General features: G+C 66.4%; 16 protein-coding genes. 11 read left to right on the forward strand and 5 right to left on the reverse strand.

The genetic code is table 11. The features are described 5' to 3' along the window. Window positions 1-40 precede the first annotated feature (40 nt). Entirely contained in the window at window positions 41-2,581 is a 2,541-nt protein-coding gene (locus G453_RS0102555; RefSeq protein WP_027189781.1) for a TIGR03960 family B12-binding radical SAM protein, read from the forward strand. A 164-nt stretch (window positions 2,582-2,745) separates the two neighbouring features. Then, window positions 2,746-3,009: a hypothetical protein gene (locus G453_RS0102560; RefSeq protein ID WP_027189782.1), complete on the forward strand. Its 264-nt coding sequence runs from the start codon at window positions 2,746-2,748 to the stop codon at window positions 3,007-3,009. 229 nt (window positions 3,010-3,238) lie between these two features. Here the strand turns inward: G453_RS0102560 and G453_RS0102565 are convergent, their stop codons facing one another. Continuing rightward, a complete protein-coding gene (locus tag G453_RS0102565) occupies window positions 3,239-4,000 on the reverse strand; it encodes a substrate-binding periplasmic protein (protein WP_027189783.1) in 762 nt (253 codons plus the stop codon). Between the two features lie 42 nt (window positions 4,001-4,042). Beyond that, window positions 4,043-6,262, reverse strand: a complete 2,220-nt coding sequence (locus G453_RS21955) for a PAS domain-containing sensor histidine kinase (RefSeq protein ID WP_205620043.1) — start codon at window positions 6,260-6,262, stop codon at window positions 4,043-4,045. 364 nt (window positions 6,263-6,626) lie between these two features. Between G453_RS21955 and G453_RS21960 the strand changes: the two genes are divergently transcribed. The 4 genes from G453_RS21960 to ilvB all read left to right on the forward strand — a co-directional run bounded on the left by G453_RS21960 (window position 6,627) and on the right by ilvB (window position 14,603). Then, window positions 6,627-7,934, forward strand: a complete 1,308-nt coding sequence (locus tag G453_RS21960; protein WP_051271493.1) for an ABC transporter substrate-binding protein — start codon at window positions 6,627-6,629, stop codon at window positions 7,932-7,934. A 152-nt stretch (window positions 7,935-8,086) separates the two neighbouring features. Continuing rightward, complete coding sequence (locus G453_RS0102580) at window positions 8,087-10,915, forward strand: M16 family metallopeptidase (RefSeq protein ID WP_051271494.1); 2,829 nt, start codon at window positions 8,087-8,089, stop codon at window positions 10,913-10,915. Window positions 10,916-11,080: 165 nt separating this feature from the next. Beyond that, window positions 11,081-12,331 carry a thioredoxin family protein gene (locus tag G453_RS0102585; protein WP_051271495.1) on the forward strand — a complete coding sequence of 417 codons (1,251 nt, stop codon included), beginning with the start codon at window positions 11,081-11,083 and terminating at the stop codon, window positions 12,329-12,331. A 529-nt stretch (window positions 12,332-12,860) separates the two neighbouring features. After that, entirely contained in the window at window positions 12,861-14,603 is a 1,743-nt protein-coding gene (gene ilvB, locus G453_RS21965) for a biosynthetic-type acetolactate synthase large subunit (protein ID WP_084502052.1), read from the forward strand. Between the two features lie 14 nt (window positions 14,604-14,617). On the opposite strand, the gene G453_RS0102595 is transcribed toward ilvB, so the two are convergent. Genes G453_RS0102595 through G453_RS0102605 form a run of 3 tightly spaced genes read right to left on the reverse strand, consistent with a single transcriptional unit; the run spans window position 14,618 to window position 17,817 of the window. After that, entirely contained in the window at window positions 14,618-15,571 is a 954-nt protein-coding gene (locus G453_RS0102595) for an FAD-dependent oxidoreductase (protein ID WP_027189786.1), read from the reverse strand. 19 nt (window positions 15,572-15,590) lie between these two features. Next, window positions 15,591-16,655 (reverse strand): YbgA family protein, encoded by a 1,065-nt coding sequence (locus G453_RS0102600; RefSeq protein WP_084502053.1) that lies wholly within the window; start codon window positions 16,653-16,655, stop codon window positions 15,591-15,593. Beyond that, on the reverse strand, window positions 16,648-17,817 hold the full coding sequence (locus tag G453_RS0102605) for a sensor histidine kinase (RefSeq protein ID WP_169725276.1): 1,170 nt from the start codon (window positions 17,815-17,817) through the stop codon (window positions 16,648-16,650). The genes G453_RS0102600 and G453_RS0102605 overlap by 8 nt, the downstream gene beginning before the upstream one ends. Before the next feature lie 135 nt (window positions 17,818-17,952). On the opposite strand from G453_RS0102605, the gene G453_RS0102610 reads away from it, so the two are divergent. From G453_RS0102610 to leuC, 5 genes are all read left to right on the forward strand, one after another. Then, entirely contained in the window at window positions 17,953-18,549 is a 597-nt protein-coding gene (locus tag G453_RS0102610; protein WP_235731673.1) for an HAD family hydrolase, read from the forward strand. Between the two features lie 52 nt (window positions 18,550-18,601). Continuing rightward, on the forward strand, window positions 18,602-19,246 hold the full coding sequence (locus tag G453_RS0102615) for a phosphatidylserine decarboxylase family protein (RefSeq protein WP_027189790.1): 645 nt from the start codon (window positions 18,602-18,604) through the stop codon (window positions 19,244-19,246). 6 nt (window positions 19,247-19,252) lie between these two features. Continuing rightward, window positions 19,253-20,014, forward strand: a complete 762-nt coding sequence (gene pssA, locus G453_RS0102620) for a CDP-diacylglycerol--serine O-phosphatidyltransferase (RefSeq protein WP_027189791.1) — start codon at window positions 19,253-19,255, stop codon at window positions 20,012-20,014. Between the two features lie 111 nt (window positions 20,015-20,125). After that, window positions 20,126-21,661, forward strand: a complete 1,536-nt coding sequence (locus G453_RS0102625; protein ID WP_027189792.1) for a 2-isopropylmalate synthase — start codon at window positions 20,126-20,128, stop codon at window positions 21,659-21,661. Next, on the forward strand, window positions 21,646-22,905 hold the full coding sequence (gene leuC / locus G453_RS0102630; RefSeq protein WP_027189793.1) for a 3-isopropylmalate dehydratase large subunit: 1,260 nt from the start codon (window positions 21,646-21,648) through the stop codon (window positions 22,903-22,905). The genes G453_RS0102625 and leuC overlap by 16 nt, the downstream gene beginning before the upstream one ends. The last annotated feature ends 13 nt before the right edge of the window (window positions 22,906-22,918 follow it).

Below are 22,918 nucleotides of genomic sequence, written 5' to 3' on the forward strand. Positions count from 1 at the left end.
AGGCCGGATGCGACCAGCGCGCGTCCGGCCTTTTTTTATCATGCGCCATATCCTGCGCCTTCTTCCCAGACCCAGCCACTACGCCGGGGCCGAATGGGGCGCGGTCCGTAAAGACCCCAAGCAGGTCTCGGTCCGCGTCGCGCTCGCATTCCCCGACCTCTACGAGGTCGGCATGAGCTACCTGGGCCAGAAAATCCTGGCCGAGGCCGTGAACCGTCGCGAGGAGTTCTGGGCCGAACGGGTGTACGCCCCGGCCAAGGACGCCGCCGACATCATGCGAGAGCACGGCGCGCCCCTGTGCACCCTGGAGTCCGACACGCCCTTGGCGCAGATGGACGCCGTGGCCTTCCACCTGACGCACGAGCTCTGCTACACCAACGTCCTCTTCATGCTGGACCTCGCCGGGCTGCCGATCAGGGCAGAGCATCGCGACGCCTCGCATCCGCTGATTTTGGCGGGCGGCGGCTGCACCTTCAACGCCGAACCGCTGGCCCCGTTCATCGACGCCATGGTGCTGGGCGATGGTGAAGAGTCCTTGCCGCGCATCCTGGAGATCATCGGGGAGATGCGCGGGAAGGGCCTCGACAGGCGCGGGCAGCTGATGATCCTGAAGGATGTGCCGGGCGTGTACGTGCCCGCATTTTTCGAAGACGCGACGACTCCGCTCGTTCCCGGCTACGACCACGTGGAGAAGGCCGTGGTGGCCAACCTGGACGACGCCCCGTTCCCGCTGCTGCCTGCGGTCAGCTGCGGTCAGGCCGTGCATGATCGCCTGAGCCTGGAGATCGCGCGCGGCTGCACGCGCGGCTGTCGTTTCTGCCAGGCGGGCATGATCTACCGCCCGGTGCGCGAGCGCAGCCTGCCCAAGCTGGCGGAGCTGGCCGACGCGGGCCTGACGGCATCCGGGTACGAGGAGATGTCCTTCCTGTCGCTCTCCAGCGGCGATTTCTCGGCACTTGAGAGCCTGTTCGAGCAGTCGGCCACGCGCTGCCTGTCGGACCAGGTGGCCATCAGCCTGCCCTCGCTTCGCGCCGGGACGCTCACCCCGCGCATGCTGGCGCTCATGAACAAGCTGCGTCGCACCGGGGCCACCGTGGCGCCCGAGGCGGGCAGCGACCGCCTGCGCGCGGTCATCAACAAGGGCATCACCGAAGAGGACATCCTGGGCCACGCCACGCGGCTGTTCGCCGCCGGCTGGCAGTCCATCAAGCTCTATTTCATGATCGGGCTGCCCACCGAGACCGACGAGGACCTGGAAGCCATCGCCGAACTGGCCCAGAAGGTGCTGCGCTGCGCCCCGCCGGGCGCGAAACGCCTTCAGGTGACGGTGTCCGTGTCCACCTTCGTGCCCAAGCCCCAGACGCCGTTCCAGTGGGACGCGCAGATCGGGCGCGAGGAGACCGAGCGCCGCCTGGGGCTCATCCGTTCGCGCCTGTACCACCTCAAGAAGGTCACGGTGCGCTGGCACGAGCCGGGCATGAGCTGGCTGGAAGGCGTGTTCTCGCGCGGCGACCGGGCTCTGGCTCCGGTGATCGAGCGGGCCTACGAGCTGGGCGCGCTGTTCGCCAGCTGGGTGGACATGCTTGAGCTGGCCCCCTGGGAGCAGGCCTTCGAGGACTGCGGCGTGGAGCCGCACGCGTACCTGAATGCGCGCGATACCGCCGCGCCCCTGCCCTGGGACCACCTGCGCTGCGGCGTGTCCAAGGCTTATCTGCTTACCGAGCGCGAGCGGGCCTTGTCCGGCAAGTACACCCCGGACTGCCGCTTCGGCGACTGCCGCCAGTGCGGCGCCTGCTCCGAATTGTGCGCAAAGCCCGAGCTGCATGCGCCCGGCGTGCGCCCCCGCCTGAACCTAGAGGAGCCGGAGTGGAAGACCTCCGTGCTGGACGAATCGCGCCAGGGGCCGCTGAATACGCCGCCCGCGGCCCGCGAGGAGCTCACCCGCAAGGCCGGGCATTACCGGGTGTGGTTCTCCAAGACCGGGCCTGCCGCGTACTTGAGTCAGCTTGAGCTGAGCAACGTCCTGGAGCGGGCGCTCAGGCGTTCCGGCCTCAAGCCGTCGTTTTCGGCTGGGTTCCATCCCATGCCCATGATCTCCTTCGGCTGGGCCTTGCCGGTCGGCGTGGAGAGCCTTCAGGAGTGGTTCGGCCTGTTCCTGCGCGAGCCCCGGGACAGAAAGACCATTGCCGAACGCCTGGACGCCTCGCTGCCCGAAGGGTTGCGGGTCTTGTCCGTGGATGAGCTTGGCATGGGCAAGAAGGTGTCGCAGCCCGTGGCCGAGGAGTTTCTGCTCACGTACCTGCTGCCCGAGGACGAGGCGGCGGCCCGTCTGGCCCAGTGGCGCGCGTTCATCGCCCAGGACCACTTCCCCTGGTACAGCGTCACCAAGCGCGGCGCGCGCACCGTGGACATCCGCCCGCTCCTGGTGTCGCTCTCGGAGCGCACGCCCACCCAGGTGGTACTGACCTTCACCTGGGCGGACAACCGCTACGCCAGCCCCTTGAAGCTGGTGGGCGCGGTGAACGAGGGGCTGTCGCTCAAGGACTTCACCCTGACCAAGGTGCGCCAGATCTTCGAGTAAGCGCCCCCCCGGACTGATCGTATAAGCCCCCGTTGCCGTCAGGCGGCGGGGGCTTTTTTGTATAGGGCGCTGTCGAGGGGAAAGCCGGAAAACCAGGGCGGTTGTTGTCACGGTCACCCCGGCGTGCTAGAAAGGGCCAATTTCATCCATAATGGAGGCCAGCCATGTCCATTGACGCCAACGAACTTGCCGCGAAGATCAGGTCTTTTTATCCTGAGATCGCAAAGCACAACCTGCCCATGAAGGTGACGCAGGACCCTGAAAAGAAGGCCTGGGTGGTGGAACTTGAGAAAGGCGATCACAAGCTCAAAACGTATGTCGAGTACCCTGACGCCCAGGGCTGCCTGGAGGGCAGGGAGTGCGTGCACCTCTCCACCCAGATCGGGCAGTTCGTGAAGAACTACTGCGGCGGAGCCTGCCCGGCCTAGTGTCGCGATTTTGAAATACACGAATATGTATTTCAAGATTTAAATAAATGGTTTCAGCTGTTTGTTCTGAAAATCCGTGCGGACGGATTTCCAGGACGCAACACGAGAGAGGCGTCCGAGTCGGCCTCGAACCCGGAGGTGGTGTTGCAGCGTTGCGGGCCAGCCCCCTGTTGTGAGGTTGGGGGCCGTTCCGCCCGGCCTTGAGGGACGTGCTCCCGCCGCACGGCGGTCAGCGCAGGTAGCTCTCGATGATCTCCTGCACCTTGCCGGACTCCTTCAGCGCGTCCAGGGCCTTCTGAAGCTTCTCCACGGTCTCGTCCGGCGTGTTCTTGTTCACGGCGAAATAGACGTGGCCCTCATGGAGCACGAACACGGTCTCGTAGTCGTCCACGTTCCTGCGGTTTTGGGCCACCAGCCACTTGAAGACCGTCTCCGGGTAGGCAAACAGGTCTATGCGGCCATTCTCCAGCTTCAAGAGGTTGGAGCGCGCATCCGAGGTGAGGTCGATCAACTTCAGCGGGTAGCCCCTGGCCACCAGGAGCTGCTCCCCCGCGTCGTCTCGTATCGCGCCCACCCGCAGGCGCAGGGTCTGCAAAAAGTCGCTGATGACCAGATGTCTGTCTTTCCTGGCCAGGAGCACGTTGCGGTTGGGGGCGATGGGGCCGATCCACTTGAACAGCCCTTCGCGCTCCTTGGTGCGCGTAGCGGAGAAGAGCAGGGTGTTCGGGTGGGACAGCGCGTCCTTGTAGGCCCTGGACCAGGGGAGAACCTGGAAGGATTCCGCCGGGACGTCCATTCCCGCCTCCGCAAGCATCAGGCGCAGGACGTCCGTGGAGATGCCCCGGACACGACCGTCCTCGGTGTAGTTGTACGGGGGGAACTCCTCGGTCAGGATGGTCAGCGGCGCCGCAAAAGCGGCGGCGTGGGGGGACGACAGGTGCTGAAGCGCCCAGAAGAACAGTGCAAGAATGAGGAACGCAATTCGCTGCATGTGATCGGTCGCTCCGGGTATGTTGGCTGGGTGTGATGGATCTCAGGCCCGAAGGGGGAGCTGGATGATGAACTTCGCTCCCTTTCCGGGCTCGGACTCCACCCTGATGGTGCCGCCGTGGTTTCGGGTTATGATGAAGTAGGACACGGACAGGCCGAGCCCCGTGCCTTCGCCGGGCTTCTTCGTGGTGTAGAAGGGTTCGAACACCTTGCGCCGGTTTTTCTCCTTGATGCCAGGCCCGTTGTCCTCCACCTCGATCTCGGCCATGTCGCCGGACTGGCGAAGGCGCAGCACGATGCGCGGCTGGGCGCCCTCCTTGGGGTGGGAGGCCATGGCCTGGGCGGCGTTGCGGAGCAGGTTGATGATCACCTGTTCGATCTCCATGGGCGCGCAGGGCACGGGCGGCATGTCCGGCTGGAATTCCCGGACGATCTCCACCTGCTTGAAGTCGAACTTCTTTTTCAGGTCATAGTCCGTGGAGGCCAGCTCGACGCTGCGTTCGATGAGCTGGTCCAGGCGGTTGGGCGAGGGGGATGTCTGGGCGCGCCGGGTGAAGCTCAGCATGTTGGCCACTATCTTGGCCGCGCGTTCGCCGGATGAGCGGATGCCCGCCAGGAATTCGAATATTTCTCGTTTTTCCAGGTAGGCGCGTACGGAGTCCAGGGTGCACCCGGCCTCGTTGGCAGCGTCGATGTTGGGTTTGAGCTCCGGCGAGGTGCGCCGCATGATGTTCTGCACCCCCTGGAGAATCCCGGCCAGGGGGTTGTTGATCTCGTGGGCCATGCCAGCGGCCAGCCCGCCAAGCGACATCATCTTCTCGCTCTGGAGGATGAGCTCCTCCATCTTGGCGTGGTCTGTCACGTCGTCCAGGCGTATGACCGCCCCGCGAGCCCCGCCGCGCGTGACCGGGAAGATGAGGATGTTCTCCTGGCGGAGGTGGCCCTCGGACATGTGCGGCTGGTTGACCAGCGATACGGGCTTTCCTTCGCGCAGGGCCTCGCGGATGTGCTCCATGTGGGCGGCGAGTCTGGGGAAGGCCTGGATCAGCGGGTGGCCCACCATGAAGTTGGTGGGCGCGACCGAGGCGGCTGCCGCTGCGGTGTTGTAGTGGGTGATGAGCCCGTCCTCGTCGATGCCGATGACCTGCGAGGGCATGGAGTCCAGGATGTTCTGGATGAACTGGTGCGCCTCCATGAGCTGCTGCTCGGCGCGGGTGCGGTCGGTGATGTCGTCCAGGATGGCGTCGTAGGCAACCATCTGGCCGGTCTCGTCGAAGATTCCCCGCGCGTGCAGGGTGCCGATGCGGATGTCGCCGTCGGCGCGCCTGAAGCGCATCCTGATGTCCGAAATTTCGTCGCGGGCCCGCAGGGTGGCCAGCACTTCCTGCACGCTCGCTCCTTCCTGGCCGGTCATGCGGTCCATGTCGGGCACGGTGTCGATGAGCGTGTCGCGGCTCTCATGGCCCAGTATCCGGGCCATGGCCTCGTTGGCGGACACGATGCGTCCCCCGGCGGTGGCCCGGTAGATGCCTGCGGGCGCGTTCTCGTAGAGGTCGCGGTAGCTTCGTTCCGCCTCGGCCAGTTCGCGCTGGGAGGTCTCCAGGGCCTGGTAGCGGTCCCGCAGTTTTTCGACCATGATCACGATGGAGTCGCGCAGGTTCTCGATTTCCGCCAGCAGGAAGCCGCCCGGAACCTGGACCGAGTCCTTCTCCCGCGTGCTGACAGCCAGGGCGTAGGTCTCCACCGCCTTGAGGGGGCGCACCACGGTCTTGTTGAGGATGAGCGACAGGAGGGCCACCAGCGCGGCGTTGACCAGGGCTATGCTGAAGGCTTGGCGTATCAGGCTCTGGCGCAAGGCGGCCTGCACGTGCCGGGGGGTCCCCCAGACGGTCAGTTCGCCGATGTCGCGGGAATTGAAGGAGATGGTGCTGGTGTAGGAGAGCGGGTCCACGTAGAGGGGGGGCGAATCCGTTGGCTGCAACACGCCGTCCGCGTCCAGGATTCTGCCCGCCACCACGCGCTGGGTGATGGTGTCGCGGACCAGGACGGCCACCACGGCTCTCTCGCGGAAGGCGTTCTCGATGATCTTGACGGCCTGGTCGTCCTGGAAGTTCCACAGGGGCAGGGCAAGGCTGGAGGCGAGCTGGTCGGCCTGGGAGGCGATGCCTGCGTGCAGTTCCTGGTAGCGGCTGGTGCGCTGTTGCAGGTAGTCCACTGCGCCGAACGCGACCAGAACGGTCGTGATGACCGCAATCAGGGCCATGTTGATGGTCCCGGGGACTGAGGGCCGAGCTTTCGCCATGGCTTCCTTCACAGAGTTCTTCCGGGAGTTGGAATACTACCGGATTCCTTCATCCCACTGTTGTCCCTATCCTTATGGGGTGGATAAATCAAGTTGGCAACGCCGGGAGCCGCTCGTCCATGTTGAAATTCGAGGCGCGCCTTCAGAAGGGGGCGCGTTAGCATTGCGCACCGCACCGGGAAAGACAGCCTGAGGCTTGCTTGCTTTCAAATAATCCTCTGGTAAAGTGCAAGCCAAACTGCCCTTCGGGTGTCTACCGGGAGTTGCTCCGGCCGGACGTCGCGCCTTGGGCATTCCCTGCAACCCGGAATCAACAGGACAGTTCATGGGAATGAATACCGTCGCCTGCCGTGCCGCCAACAGATCCGGCCTGCTTCTGGGCACAGCCCTGGCCGTCTGCATCCTGCTGTGTTGCGCGCGCGACGTCCCGGCCTCGCCGGGCGGATCCTCCGTGCAGTTCCTGCACTACTGGACGGGCGCGCTCAGCGGCGGCGTGGGCGAGCTGGTGGACGCCTACAACCGCCAGCACCCGCCCGTAGGGCTGTCGGTCTCCGGGATGGAGCACGAAACCTTCAAAAGCGGCATCAAGGGGCTCTTGATAAGCGGCAGGGCTCCCGGCATATTCTCATACTGGGCCGGAGCGAGGACGCAGGCCATGGTGGACGCCGGGCATCTGGTCCCCATCGACGACATCTGGGCGCAGTCCGGACTGGACGAAGCCTTCTCGCATGCCGTGGCCGACGCCTGCACCTACGACGGAAAGAAGTACGCCATCCCGGTCACCCAGCACCTCGTGGCCTTCTTCTATGACGTCCGCCTCTTCAAGCGCCTGGGTCTGGCTCCGCCGAAGGATTGGGCGCAGTTCCTGGACGTCTGCGAGGCAATCAGGCAGGCGGGCGTCACCCCGCTGGCCCTGGGCTCACGCGAGGCGTGGCCCGCCCAGTTCTGGTTCGACTACCTGCTTTTGCGCACAGCCGGTCCTGCGTACCGCCAGCGCCTCATGGAGGGGAGCGCCTCCTACGGCGACCCTGAAGTGAGGGCCGCCTTCGCCATGTGGCGCGAACTGCTGGAGCGCAGGTTCTTCAACCCCTCTCCCGAATCCCTGGACTGGGCGCAGGCCGCCGCGCTGGTGCGCCAGGGAAAGGCAGGCATGACCCTCATGGGCACCTGGGCCATCGGCCTCTTCAACGAGAAGCTGGAGTGGGAGGAGGAGTCAGGCTACGATTTCTTCGTTTTTCCGGTAGTGGACCCGGCTGCCCAGCCCGTGGCGCTGGGGCCTATCGACGTGCTGGTGGCCTCCAGGGTGAGCGACCCGGCGGGAGCCAAGGCCGCGCTGTCCTATTTCGCCATGGCGGAACCCCAGATGGAGATGAGCCGGGGGTCGGGCGCGCTGGCCCCCAACCTGCGGGTGCCCGAGTCCTTCTACAGCCCGCTCAAGCAGCGCATCCTCAAGGCCGTCCGGGAGACGCCCAACTGGGCCTTCGCCATGGACCTCTCGACCCCTCCCCCGGCGGCGGACGTGGTGCTTGGCACGTTCTCCGCTTTCCTGCGCAACCCCGAACAGATGGACCGCATCCTGGCCGCGACGCAGAGAAAGCTCGAGAGTTCCTTCAAGGCGACCGGGAGTCCCTGACAATTTCAAGGATGACAAGGATTTCATCCGGTCCGGCCTAGCCGGAACACGCATCATGCGTTATGAAGGCGGGGCGTTGTCCCCGCCTTTCGTCTTCAGATCCGGCGCCCTGCCGGGGCGGGCGCGCAATCGTTTACGAGGTGACGACACTGATGACCCGCAGGCTTCTCGGATATTTGCTCGTGGCTGTGGCCCTGATCGCCGGATACGTCTATCACATCAAAATCCAGCCGGAACCGGCGGCCCAGGCTCCGGCAGTACAGGCCGTGCAGGCCCCTGCCGCGCCCAGCCCCGCGCCCAGCCCCGTGACAGACTCGGCGTCAGGCGCGGCTGCCCCCACCGCAGCCGTGAAACAGGCCGTTTCCGCGCAGGCCCCGGCCCCGGCCCCGGCCCCGGACGTCCCCGTGAAGGACGGACGCCTCCTGGCCAAACTGCCCAACGGCCTCACCGTGCTGGTGCAGGAGGACAAGCGCTTCCCCCTGGTGGCCGAGCGCCTCTACGTACGGGCCGGGTCCGCCTACGAGGCCAAGGGCCAGGAGGGCATAAGCCACCTCCTGGAGCACATGGTCTTCAACTCCACGGCCAAGCGCCCCAAGGGCGGCGTGGCCGCAGCCATCGAGGGCGCGGGCGGAGACACCAACGCGGCCACCAGCTTCGACTACACCCAGTACATGGCCGACCTGCCCAGCGCCCAGTGGAAGCTGGGCCTGGACGTGATCCAGGACATGATCTTCGGCGCGAAGTTCGACCCCGAGGAGCTGGAAAAGGAAAAGAAGGTGGTCATCTCGGAGCTTGAGCGCGGCCTGGACGAACCGGGACAGCGCCTCTTCCAGATGAGCCAGTCCCAGGTATGGCGGGGGATACCCTACCGCCACCCCATCATCGGCTTCAAGGACACGGTGAACGCCGTCACCAGCGAGAGCCTGCGCGCCTACGTGAAGCGCCTGTACCAGCCTCAGTCCATGCTGCTGGTTGTGGTGGGCGACGTGGACGCGGGGGAAGTCTACCGCGAGGCCAAGACCGTGTTCGGCTCGCTCGAGAACGACCGCCCCGTGCTGCCCGCCGACATGGCCGACCTGCCCGCCAACACCGGCGGACCCGAGGCCAAGGCCGCCAGCGGCAACTGGAGCAAGACCTCCCTGCGCCTGGACTTCGCAGTTCCCGGCATGCACTCGGCCAAGGACGTCCCCCTGGAGATCCTGGCCGACCTGCTGGGCGGCGGCAGGACCTCGAAATTCTATCGCAAGTTCGTCTACGAACTCCAGCTGGCCGACGACGTGGACGTGTCGGCCATCACCCTGGAGCGCGGAGGCATGCTCTCCGTGGAGGCCACCCTGGACCCGGACAAGCTCCCGGCCTTCTGGGAGGCCCTGGTGAAGGAAATGGCCGCGCTCAAGGCCGAGGACTTCACCCAGGAGGAGCTGGACCGCGCCAAGCTGAACATCGAGGACCACCTCTACCGCGCCAAGGAGACCCTGCGCGGCCTGGCCAACAAAGTCGCCTACTACCAGTTCTTCGGCTTCGGCCAGGACGGCGAGTCCAACGCCATCTACAACGTGCGCAGCACGGACAAGGCCCAGTTGCAGGGACTGATCGGGGCGTATCTCCAGCCCGGAAACGCCAGCCTGTCGCTCCTGACTCCCGGCTCCGACCAGGCTGCGGCGGACGCCTCGGCCCAGGCCATGCTGGCCGGGCTTAAGAGCGGCTGGCCGTCCACTGCCCAGGCCGAGGCCGTCCCCCAGGCCGTCGGCGCTGCCCAGGAGCCCGAGGTCGTGGAACTCGGCGGCGGGCGCACCGTGGTGCTGCTGCCAGACCCCACCATGCCTTACGCCTCGGTCACCCTGACCTGGCGCGGCGGCGACGCGCTTTTGACCCCGGCCCAGCAGGGCCTGGGGGAGCTAGCCGCCAAGGCGCTCACCCGGTCCACGCACAAGCGCAACGCCCATCAGCTGGAGGACTATCTGGCCGGGCGGGCCTCCTCCGTGGCCGCCAGCACCGGGCGCGACACCTTCACCCTGAGCGCGCGCTATCCCGCCCGCTTCGCCCATGACGTCATCGGCGTGAACGGCGTGCTGGCCGAGATCGTGCGCGAACCGGCCTTCGCCGCCCCTGAAGTTGAGCGCGCCAAGAAGATCCAGCTGGCCCAGATCGCCGAAGCCAGCGACCGCCCCACCAGCCTGGCCTTCCGCCATCTGTTCCCCTTCCTGTATCCGCAGGGGCACTACGGCTACTTCCGGGCCGGTCAGCCCGCCGAGGTGGCGGCCTTCACCCCCGACGACGCCGTCGCCTTCTGGAATAAGCAGCGCGCCATGCCCTGGGTGATGGCCGTGTGCGGCGTGTTCGACCGAAAGGCCGTGCTGGAGCTGGCCGCGTCCCTGGCGTCGGGGGAAACCCTGGCAGCCCCGGCCATCCCGGACCCGCAGTGGTCCGCCGTGCGCGACATGACCCTCACCCTGCCGGAGCGCAACCAGACGCATCTGTTCTGGATCTTCCCCGTGCCCGGCAAGCTGAGCGAGGACACCCCGGCCCTGGAGGCGCTGAACACCGCGCTGGCAGGGCAGGGCGGGCTTCTGTTCCAGGACCTGCGCGACCAGCAGGGCCTGGGCTATTCCGTGTCCTCCTTCCTGTGGCAGGCGCCCCACACGGGCTTCTTGGCCTTCTACATCGGCACCAGCCCCGAGAAGGAGCAGCAGGCCATGGACGGCTTCAAGGCCGTGGCCGCCGAACTGGCCGCCAAGGGCCTGGACGAGGGGCGCATCTCGCGCGCCAAGAACTCGCTGGAAGGCGAATACTACCAGGAGCGCCAGAGCCTGGGCAGCCGCAGCCAGGAGGCCGCCTCCAACCTGACCATGGGCTACCCGCTGAACTTCGACCGCGAACTGCTGGGCAAGATACGCACCCTTGGCGGGGCGCAGATCGAGGCGGCGGCCAGGAAGTACCTGGACCCGTCCAAGGCGTACCTGCTCAAGATCGTGCCGTAACTTCCGGCCAATCCCGACCTCAAGGCAGCCCCGGATGTTCCTCGTGAACGCCGGGGCTGTCTCGCATGGCGCGGATGCCTCTTGCCGGGGGGCGCGCCAAGGTGCATAGGGTGATTCCAGGGCCTCCGTCCGTTCCAGCGGCTGGTTGGCCCTGGAGAAACACCCATGGCGCACGCCGCTTCGCCCTGTCGTGCCGTGTCGTTCCTCTTCTTGGCCCTCGCCCTGGCATTCATGGGGCGGGTCGAACACGTTCGTGCCGAAGGCAAGGTCGTGGTCCATCTCTTCTGGGCCGAGGGCTGCCCCCACTGCGTCAAGGAAAAAGCCTTCCTCGCCTCGCTTGCGGCGCGCAGCCCCTGGATGGAGGTCCGCGCCTACGAGGTGGTCTACGACCAGCCCAACATGGAGCTGTTCCAGGCCGTGGCCAGCGAACTCGGAGAGACCACCTCCGGCGTGCCTTTCGCCGTCATCTGCGACAAGTCCGTTGTCGGCTGGCTCGGTGAGGAATCCACGGGCCATGCCATCGAGACCCTGGTCGGGCAGGCCCGCTCGCCCGATTGCCGCGACCTGGTCGGGGTGCTCGCTGGTCGCCAGGCTTCCGGGACGCTTGCGCGGCCCGTCCCTTCTCCGGGCGACCCCCAGGCGTCTGGCCCCGGAGTGGCGGGTGCGCCGGGGACCCTTCAAGTGCCCATTTTCGGCGAGATCCGGACCAAAGATCTCTCGCTGCCCCTGCTCACCATGCTTTTCGCCGCCGTGGACGGCTTCAACCCCTGCGCCATGTGGGTGCTGGTCTTTCTCATCGGTCTGTTGCTCGGTATGGAGGACCGCGCCCGCATGTGGATTCTGGGCGGCGTGTTCCTGCTTGCCTCCGCCGGGATGTACTACGCGGTGCTGGCCGCCTGGATGAACGTCCTGTTCGCGCTGGGCTACGTGCGCTGGCTGCGGACGGCGGTGGGGCTGCTGGCCCTGGCCGGGGGCGCGTTCTCCCTGCGCGAATATTTCATCACGCCTGCGGGCGTCTGCCGGGTGACCGAGGGCGAAGGGCGCAGGCGCGTGCTGGACCGGCTGCGGGCGCTCTCGCGCGAGCGCAGGCTGTGGCTGGCGGCTGCGGGCGTGGCCGTGCTGGCCGTGGTGGTGAACTTCATCGAGTTGGTCTGCTCGGCGGGCCTCCCGGCGGTCTACACCCAGATACTGGCCCTGAACGACCTGCCGGGCTGGCAGTATCACGCCTTCCTGGCGCTCTATATCGCGGTTTTCCTGCTGGACGACGCCGCGATCTTTATCGCGGCCATGGTCACGCTCAAGGTGGCGGGCCTGTCCGGACGCTACAGTCGGGCGTCCCATCTGGTGGGGGGAGTCGTGCTTCTGGCCGTGGGGGTGCTGCTCATCTTCAAGCCGGAGTGGCTCATGTTCGGCTGAGAGTTTGAAGAGTGCCTCCGGCGGCCAGAGAGGAAACTTTTTGGAAAAAAGTTTCCTCTCTGGACTCTCCTTCAAAAACTTTTAAGTAGCTTCGCGTCCCAGCGCGGCAGACTGAAGTTTCAGCGGGGGCTGGGTGCTGTCCCGAACGGGTTCTGGCGGGCGGGCGACGAATCGTCTTCAAATCGGTTCTAGCCCGCCCGCCAGGACACGGACGGGACAGCACCCAGCCCCGTGCCCTGCCGGGTCCGTGCAGAGCCCGGTTCTCTTGAAATTATTGACAGGTTTTCAGGCCAGGCGTAAGTCCCACCCATGCAGACCACCATGACCCGCAGCGCCTTCGCATCCTCCAGCGTCCTAGTAGTAGTACGCCAGGTAGTTCTTGCGGCCGCTCCATGCGGGTTGTGATCAGTACGTGACATCGTAAACTCAACCCCCGCCGGCGCGGTTCGCCGGCGGGGGTTTTTCTTTTTCAGGCAAGCGCCAGACCTCCCGCCGGACCCACCCGGCCACACAGGAGAGGAGGTCGACCATGAGCATCACCGGCGCGCGCTACATCGTGAAATTCCTTGAGAAACAGGGTGTGCGGACCGTCACGGGCATTCCCGGCGGCTCCATCCTTCCCCTCTACGACGCCCTGGCCGAGAGCAGGGCCGTGCGCCACGTGCTGGCCCGCCACGAGCAGGGCGCGGCCTTCATGGCCCAGGGCATGGCCCGGCTCACCGGGCGTCCCGGCGTGTGTCTGGCCACCTCAGGCCCCGGCGCGACCAACCTGGTCACGGCCATTGCCGACGCCCGGCGCGACGGCGTGCCCCTGGTGTGCATCACCGGGCAGGTCCCCCTGGCCCAGATCGGCACCGAGGCCTTCCAGGAGGTGGACATCGTGGCCGTGACCCGCCCCATCGCCAAGGCCGGGCGCATGGTGCAAGACGCCTCCGAGCTGCCCGAGGCCCTGCGCTGGGCCTTCCAGACGGCCGCCGAGGGCAGGCCCGGCCCGGTGGTGCTGGACATCCCCAAGGATGTGCAGAGCCAGGAGTTTGTGGAAGAGCCTGAAGGAAAGGACGACTGGCGGAGCGGTGGCGCGTGGTCGCCGGAGCTGCCTTCGCGCCTGGAGGCCTCCCGCGCTGCGGCCATGATCAACGCGGCCTCGCGCCCGGTGCTGCTCCTGGGGGGCGGGGCCGCCAAGGGCGACGCGCCCGCCCTGGCTTTGGCCCTGGCCGGGCGGTCCAACATCCCCGTGACCATGACCCTCATGGGCTTGGGCACCGTTCCCGCAGCGCACCGTCTGAGCCTGGGCATGCACGGCATGCACGGCCACCACGCCGCCAACGCCGCACTGGCCGAGTGCGACCTGCTCATCGCAGTGGGCAGCCGCTTCGACGACCGGGCCACGGGCAAGCCAGGCAGCTTCTGCCACAAGGCCCGGATCATCCATATCAACCTGGACGCGGCCGAGCTGGGGCGCATCCAGCGCGCCGACCTTGGCATCGCCCGCGACGCGGCCCAGGCCCTGGCGGCCATCCTGCCGCTGGTGGAACGCCGTGCCCGCCGCGAGTGGCTTGCGCGCGTGGACCGGTTCAGGGCCGAGGCGCCCACGGCGAAAGCCGCTCCGTCCGAAGCTGCCAACTGCTCCGGCTGCGCCAGGGGGCTTATCGGGGAGGTGGCTTCCAGATTGCGCGACGACGCGGTCATCGTCACCGACGTGGGACAGCACCAGATGTTCGTGGCCCAGGGTTTCCCCTTCAAGACGCCTGGACGCTGGCTGACATCAGGAGGGCTCGGGGTCATGGGGTTCGGGCTTCCTGCGGCAATCGGCGCGTCGCTGGCCGACCCGGAGGCCCAGGTGGTCTGTTTCTCCGGCGATGGCAGCTTGAAAATGAACATCCAGGAGCTGGCCACCCTGGCCGAGACCGGGGCCAATGTGAAAATCGTGGTCCTGGACAACCAGAGCCTGGGGCTGGTGGTGCAGCAGCAGAAGCTGTTCTTCGGGCGCAGGAGCGCATCGCGCTACGGGCGCGGCACAGATTTCGCTGCCCTGGCCGAGGCTTTCGGCGTGGCCGGCGTGGACCTGGACGCCTGCCAGGACCCGGCTGCCGCCCTGGATGAGGCCCTGAACGCGTGCGGCCCGGTGCTCATCCACGCCCGCGTGGACCGCGAGGCCATGGTGTTTCCCATGGTGCGCCCAGGCGCTCCCAACACCGACATGTACCACGCGCACCCCCCATACCACGAGCCGGTCGTGCAGGCGCTGTCCGGGGCGGTGAATATGGGGTAGGGGGCCGGGGGCTCTCAGATCAGCATGAGGACTTCCGCCGCGCAGCCCCAGGACAGGGTCCAGCCCGAGCCGCCGTGGCCGTAGTTATGGACCACGGGCCGACCGTCGGGCAGGCGGCCTGCCTCCAGGCGCACCTCGGGGCGGTAGGGGCGAAGGCCCACGTAGCGGCTCACTTCCTCCGCGCCTGCCAGGGCGGGCTCGATGCGGGCGGTGCGCTCCCGGATGGAGCGGATGACGTCGGGGTCCACAGTCTCGTCCCAGTCGCCGTGCACGGCGGTGCCGCCCAGCACGCAGCGGTCCGGGCGGGGGAAGGCGTAGGTTGGCGCGCCGCCGGTATCCGTACCCCCTTCGCATATGAAGCAGCGCACCGGGGCGGACGCTGGAGCAGGACGCACGGCCAGGATATGCCCGCTCACCGGCGCGACCAGCTCGTCTGTCGCAAGCACGTGCGCGCCCAGGCCGGAGCAGTTGACGATGGCGTCTCCGGGGGCGTCCTCCAGGCGTTCGAAACTCGCCTGCCGGATGAGTCCGCCAGCAGCCAGGAAGCGCTCCATGAGCGAGTGCAGGTACGGTCCGCACTGGAGGAGCGGCACCCGGATCACGAAGCCGTCCGCGTAGCCGCCGGGCAGTTCGGACGGTGTGGCGCGGCGCATGCGCTCCGGCCCCAGTCGCGCCATCTGCCAGGGGATGTTCCGGGCTGGGGAGGCTTCCAGCACCAGGCAGTCGGTTTCGGTGACGAAGGCTCCGGGCAGGGCGGCCTCACGGGAATAGACGCCAAGCGACTCCTCGGCCCAGCCCAGGCAGCGCTCGGGCGGTCCGGCCTTGAAGGGGAAGCACAGGGCTCCGGCCTTGTCCGAAGTGGTGTGCGGAGGCAGGCGTTCGGCCAGGATCTGCACGTCGCGCCCGGCCTCGCGCAGCCTCAGGGCGCTGGTCAGGCCGATGACGCCGCAGCCGATAACGGTGATCATGACGTACCCGGAGCCCTGGTCAGAAGTAGTTTCGCAGCTTGAGTTCCAGCGGGTGCGGCTTCAGGAACACCTGCCCGGCCAGATAGTCCACTCCCTGCACGCGCACGTGGTGGTTGATGAGCGTCACCGGCACGATGAGCGGGGTGAGCCCCCGCTGGTAGGCATCCACCACTTCGATCAGCTCCTGGCGCTCGTCCTGGGTGATGAGTTTGCGGAAGTAGCCGCAGATGTGCTGGAGCACGTTCACCGTGCGGGGCACGGTGGCCAGCTTGCCCAGCGCCTCCAGCAGCAGCTTCTCGTAGCTGGCGTGGAGCTCCGGGCTCTCGGCGTCTGTGGCGTGGGCCACGAGGCGCCCCATGGCGCGGGCGTGTTCCGGGCTGTGGGCTACGATCAGCAGCTTGTGCCTGGCGTGGAAGCCGCTGATGGCGGCCATGGTGCAGCTTCCGGGGCGGGCGCAGGCCGTGGCCGTCTCGCGCCAGGAGCGCAGCACGAAGATGCGCTCGATGAAGTTCTCGCGCAGCCGGGCGTCCAACAGGCGGCCTTCCTCTTCCACAGGCAGCAGAGGGAAGCGCTCCATGAAGGCTTTGGCGAACAGGCCCACGCCCTTGTGGACAGCCATGCCGCCCTTCTCGGAATAGACCTTCACCCGCGTCATGCCAGAAGAAGGCGACTTGCTCTTGAAGATGAAGCCGCACAGGTCCTCTGCGGCCAGCTCGTCCGCGCGTTTCCTGGCCCAGGCGGTCATGATGGGGGTCAGGTCCCGCCCGGTCTTTGTGGTCATGAGCCTCGGGGCTTCGGGGTCGCCCACCAGGCGCATGGATTCGCGCGGCACGCCGAACCCGGCCTCCACCTCCGGACAGACCGGCACGAACTCCACGTAGCGCCCGAGCTCCCCGGTTATCCAGCGGTCGTGCTTGTGTCCGGCGTCGAAGCGCACCGGCTGGCCCAGCAGGCAGGCGCTGACGCCCAGGCGGATAGGCTTCTCGCCAGGTTGGCCCACGCCCCCGGAGGGTGTCCGGGCTGCGCTGGGGTCCCCGGATGACCGGTCTGCGGCGCTCGCGCGCGTGTCGGCTGGGTCAGCCATTGGGTTGCTCCGACGCACCGATCCGGGCGGCCTCCGCCTTGGCGGCGTCGTACACGGGCAGGGTCACCACGCAGCGGGTGCCGTGCCCTTCCAGCGGGGCCAGGGTGATGTTGCCGAAGTACTTGCTGGCGATCACCCGGGCCATGGGCAGGCCGAAGCCCGTGGCCGTGGGCTGGGAGGAGTGGAAGGGGCTGAAGGCCTGGCCCATCTTGTCCTGGTCGAAGCTTACGCCGTTGTTTATTATGGTGATCATGGCGAAGCCGTCCTTGGTGGTGCTGGGTACGGACGTCACGCTGATGTTGGGGTTCTGCTGGTCGGCGTACTGGAAGGCGTTCTCCAGCAGGCAGGCGAACAGGATGCACAGCTCCAGCGGGTCGCCGGAGAGCACGTCGGCCTCGGGCGAGAGGAACACCTTGAGCGCCGAGGCGGGCACGGGGCTTGTGGCCAGGATCTTTTCCGTGGCGCGCGCGATCAGCACGGAGAGCTCGGCCCGGTGGAACATGGCCTGATGCTGGGTGATGTCCATGTAGGCGTTGACGTTTTTGGCCATGCGCTCCAGGCGAACCGCCTCCGACAGGATGACCTCGGCGATCTCGCGGGTGGCGTCGTCGCCCTGGTGCATTTTCAGAAGTTTGCGGGCGCTGCCGCCGATGATCGACACCGGGTTTCGCACCTGGTGCGAGATGCCCTGGATGACCTCCAGCTCGCACTGGGTGGCGAAGGTGACGAAGGCATCGGTCTCGATGAGCATGGAGAAGTCCACGGCGCGGTCGATGGCGGTGATGGCCTGGGGCTGCTCGGTGACGGGCAGGCCGGTGATGGCCACCTCGTGCAGGAAGGCCCGGGCCAGGTTGTAGGCCAGGCTCACGTGGCGGTGGTCCACGTTGTGGATCACGTGGGCCTGCCCGCTCATCCAGACGTGGGTCATGAAGTCCTCGCCCATGCCCGCCGTGAAGATCAGCGTGTGCCAGTTGCTCCAGTTCCTGTTCAGCTTGCCCAGGGGCTGGTTCTCCAGGATGATGCGCAGCTGCGGCCTGGAGCGGACGAATTCCTCGATGCGGTTGGCCAGTTCGGATGCCCTCGGCAGGAAAACGTCGGCCCATTTTCCAAGAGACTTCTCATGCTTCCCGGTGAGCCCGAGAAGCTCCTTGAATTGAATCATTCGGTCTTGCGGAACCGGCAGAAAGGCCATGCGCTCTCCTTGCATTGGCGGGTGGAAGACGATACTCAGCCCTTCCTTACGACATTTCCAGGGAATGTGAAATACCAGATGCATACTTGCCAACTACGCGGCATTTTGCTCGATTTTGGCGGCGTCCTGGCCGAGGAGGGCTTCGCCGAAGGCATGAAGGCCATCGCCCGCGAGAACGGGCTGGACGAGGCCGTCATCTGGCGCGCCGGCCTTGCTGCCGTGTGGGACAGCGGATACGTGTTCGGCAGGTCGGACGAGGCCGGATTCTGGCGGCTCTTCAAGGAGCGCACCGGCCTTGTCGGCGACGAGGCCCACTGGCGCGAAGACATCCTCTCGCGCTTCACCGTGCGCGCCTGGATGCCCCCGATCATCACGCGCCTTCGCGAACGGGGCCTGACCACGGCCATGCTGTCCGACCAGACCGACTGGCTGGCGCTTCTTGATTCCCGCCAGGATTTTTTCAAATATTTCGACGTGGTGCTGAACAGCTACCACCATAACATGACCAAGAAGGAGCCGGAATTCTTCCTGCTGGCCCTGCGTGAGACGGGCTTAACGCCTGAGTCCACGCTGTTCGTGGACGACAACCCCGGCAACGTGGAGCGCGCCCGCGCCCTGGGCCTCAAGGCCCATCTGTATGTGGACCGCGAAGGCTTCGAGGCTGAGATCGCCCGGCTGTGCCCCGAGGCGCTTGGCCGGTAGTCTTCAATACTTCCATTCGACAGATAACGACACAATTCCAAGGATAGACCGCATGCATAAGCCGTACATCTCGCTCACTCCCGAGGGCTGGCCCTCCATCCTGCTGGCCGGTTCCGCCACCCTGGTGTTCGCGCTTTTGGGCTGGGCCATCCCCGCCGTGCTGGGCCTTATGGTCCTGGCGCTGCTCCTGAACTTCTTCCGCGACCCCGAGCGCTTCGTGCCCCACGAGCCGGACCTGGCCGTGGCCCCCGCCGACGGCCGGGTGATCATCGTGGCCCCGGCCACCGACCCCATGACCGGCGAGGAGCGCACCCGCGTGTGCATCTTCATGAACGTGTTCAACGTGCACGTGAACCGCGCCTGCGTGGCCGGAACCGTCAGCGCCATGCGCTACTGGGAAGGCAAATTCATAAACGCCAGCTTCGACAAGGCCTCCTCGGACAACGAGCGCCTGGCCGTGCAGATCGCCGAGAAGGACGGCTCCACCTGGACCATGGTGCAGATCGCGGGGCTCATCGCCCGGCGCATCATCCCCTGGGCCCAGAAGGGCGACACGGTCGAGCGCGGGCAGCGCTACGGCATGATCAAGTTCGGCTCACGGGTTGACGTGTACCTCCCGCAGGGCTATCAACCATGCGTAACAGTCGGCACGCGCACTGCGGCCGGCCAGACGGTCATCGCGAAGCGCTGCGAGTAACACACCATGGACGAACCCGTTCGGAAGCCTCCGGCGCGGGGAGTATACATCCTCCCCAACCTGATCACCACCGCCAGCCTCTTCTCAGGCTTTATGGGAATCCTGTGGGCCATCTCCGGGCAGTTCGAGAACTGCGCCGTGGCCATCCTGGTCAGCTGCGTGCTGGACGGGCTGGACGGCAAGGTGGCCCGCATGACCAACACCAGCTCCGACTTCGGCGTGCAGTTCGACTCCCTGTGCGATCTGGTGGCCTTCGGCGTTTCCCCGGCCATCATGGTCTACCAGTGGGAGCTGTCGCGCTTCGGGCACCTGGGGCTCATGGCCTCGTTCCTGCTGGTGGCCTGCGGGGCGCTCAGGCTTGCCCGCTTCAACATCATCACCAAGACCGCCAACAAGAAGTTCTTCGTGGGCCTGCCCATCCCGGCCCAGGCCTGCACCGTGGCCACCTTCTACCTGTTCGCGCAGTATCTGCCCTCGGACTGGCAGGCCTACATGCCCAAGGTGTGCCTGGGCATGGTGTACATCCTGTCCTTTCTCATGGTCAGCCGGGTGCGCTACGCATCCTTCAAGGAATACGGGCTCATAAAGGCCCACCCGTTCTCCATGATGGTCACGGCCATCCTGCTTTTCGTTCTGGTGGCCTCGCAGCCCAAGCTGCTGGGCTTCCTGATCTTCGCGGGCTACATCCTATCAGGCATCATCTACACCTACTTGATCTTGCCCCGGCGCGCGGCCGTTCGCGAACCAAGCGAAGAGCTGCCGTCCTGATTCCGCCCGATTTTTTGCGATTTAGGCAATTGTCAACCGGAAGCGTCTTGGGCTAACAGAGCGCTTCCGGTCTTTGCCCACACCCCGTTTCATCCACACCGGAGGAACACCATGTCCGACCGTGTCGTCATATTCGACACCACCCTGCGCGACGGCGAGCAGTCTCCCGGCGCAACCATGAACCAGGACGAGAAGCTCCGCCTCGCCCGGCAACTGGAAATCCTCGGGGTGGACGTGATCGAGGCGGGATTCCCCGCCGCCAGCGAAGGCGACTTCCAGGCCGTCAAGGCCATCGCCGCCGCCGTCAAGGGCGTGCAGGTGGCTGGACTCTGCCGGGCGCTGCCTTCCGACATCACCCGCTGCTTCGAGGCCATCAAGGGTGCGCAAAACCCGCGCATCCACACCTTTCTGGCCACCTCCCCGCTGCACATGCGCCACAAGCTGAACAAGTCGCCCGAGCAGGTGCTGGAGATGCTCCAGGCCGGGGTGACCCTGGCCGCGTCGCTCACGCCCAACGTGGAGTTCTCCTGCGAGGACGCCTCGCGCTCCGAACGCGATTTCCTGGCCGTGGCCGTGGAAAAGGCCATCGCCTGCGGGGCCACCACAATCAACATCCCCGACACCGTGGGATACGCCCAGCCCCAGGAATTCTACGACCTGATAAAGTTCCTGCTGGCCACGGTGCCCAACGCCTCCAAGGCCGTCTTCAGCGTGCACTGCCACAACGACCTGGGGCTGGCTGCGGCCAACACCCTGGCCGCCCTGGCCGCAGGCGCGAGACAGGCCGAGGTGACCCTGTGCGGCATCGGCGAACGCGCGGGCAACGCCTCGCTCGAGGAAGTGGTCATGGCCCTCAAGACCCGCTCCTGTCTCTACAATCTGGAAACCGGCGTGAAGGGCGAGCAGATCTATCCGTCCTCGCGCCTTCTTTCCATGATCATCGGCCAGCCCATCCCGCCCTACAAGCCCATCATCGGCGGCAACGCCTTCGCCCACGAATCCGGCATCCATCAGGCCGGGGTGCTCAAGTGCCCCGAGACCTACGAGATCATGACGCCCCAGTCCGTGGGCCGCGCCGGAAACGAGATGGTGCTCGGCAAGCATTCGGGCAGAAACGCCGTGAAGGCCCGCCTGGAGGAGCTCGGCTTCGCCCTTACCGAGGAGCAGGTCACCCAGATGACCGAGGCCGTGAAGCAGCTGGCCGACAAGAAAAAGAACATCTTTTCCGAGGACCTGGAAGCCCTGGTGCTCGAAGACATCTACCGCCTGCCCGACAAGTACAAGCTCCGGAAACTCTCGGTGCTCTCCGGCAACATGGGGGTCTCCCCAGTCGCCGCCGTGGTTCTCGAAGTGGACGGGCGGGAGGAGAAACTGTCCAGTTTCGGCGTCGGCCCCATCGACGCCGTGTTCAACACCATCAGCCAACTCACGAGCCGTAGCCCAGTGCTCAAGCAGTACGCGGTCAACGCGGTCACCAGCGGCACCGACGCCCAGGGAGAGGTGACCGTGCGTCTGGAGGAGGGCGGACACAAGTCCGTGGGACGAGGCTCCGACGCCGACGTCATCGTCGCCAGCGCCAAGGCCTACGTCAACGCCCTCAACCGGTTGGCCAAAAAGGAGGAAGAGAGGGAATGCGCCACACTTTAGCCCAGAAAATCCTGCAGGGCCGCACCAGCGAGACCATCACCCAGGACGGACAGATCGTCCGCTGCAAGGTGAGCCTCGTGCTGGCCAACGACATCACCGCGCCGCTGGCCATCAAGAGCTTCAACAAGATGGACGCGGACACGGTCTTCGACAAGGACAAGATCGCCCTGGTCTGCGACCACTTCACGCCCAACAAGGACATCGACTCCGCCGAGCAGGTCAAGGTGGTGCGTGAGTTCGCCAAGGCCCACAACATTACCCACTACTACGAAGGCGGCGACTGCGGCGTGGAACACGCCCTGCTGCCCGAGATCGGCCTGGTGGGCCCCGGCGACGTGGTCGTCGGCGCGGATTCGCACACCTGCACCTACGGCGGCCTGGGCGCGTTCGCCACGGGCATGGGCTCCACGGACATCGCCGCAGCCATGGTGCTGGGAGAGACCTGGTTCAAGGTCCCCCCCACCATCCGCGTGGTGCTGAACGGCACGCTGCCCGAGCACGTGGGCGGCAAGGACATCATCCTGGAGGTCATCGGCCAGATCGGCGTGTCCGGCGCACTTTACAAGGCGCTGGAATTCGCGGGTCCCGTGGTCTCGGAGCTGTCCATCGAGCAGCGCCTGTGCATGGCCAACATGGCCATCGAGGCGGGCGGCAAGGCCGGCCTGTTCCCGGTTGACGCCAAGACCCTGGCCTACGCCAAGGCGGCAGGGCGCACCGGCGACGTGGAGATGTACGCCGACGAGGGCGCGCACTACGAGCGCGAACTGGTCATCGACTGCTCCAAGCTCACCCCGCGCGTGGCCTGCCCGCACCTGCCCGACAACGTGAAGCCCGTGGACGAGGTCAAGGGCGTGCGCATCGACCAGTCCATCATCGGCTCCTGCACCAACGGCCGCATCGAGGACATGCGCGAGGCCGCCGCCGTGCTCAAGGGCCGCAAGGTGGCCAAGCACGTGCGCTGCATCGTGCTGCCCGCCACGCCCTCCATCTGGAAGCAGGCGCTCAAGGAAGGGCTGCTGGAAATCTTCATGGACTCCGGGTGCATCGTCGGCCCGCCCACCTGCGGCCCCTGCCTGGGCGGCCACATGGGCATCCTGGCCGCAGGCGAGCGCTCCATCGCCACCACCAACCGCAACTTCAAGGGCCGCATGGGCTCCCTGGAGAGCGAGGTGTACCTGTCCAACCCGGCCGTGGCCGCCGCTTCGGCCATCGCGGGTGAAATCATCCACCCCGGCAAGCTGTAAGAGGATCATGAAC

Source organism: Fundidesulfovibrio putealis DSM 16056 (assembly GCF_000429325.1).
GTDB lineage: Bacteria > Desulfobacterota > Desulfovibrionia > Desulfovibrionales > Desulfovibrionaceae > Fundidesulfovibrio > Fundidesulfovibrio putealis.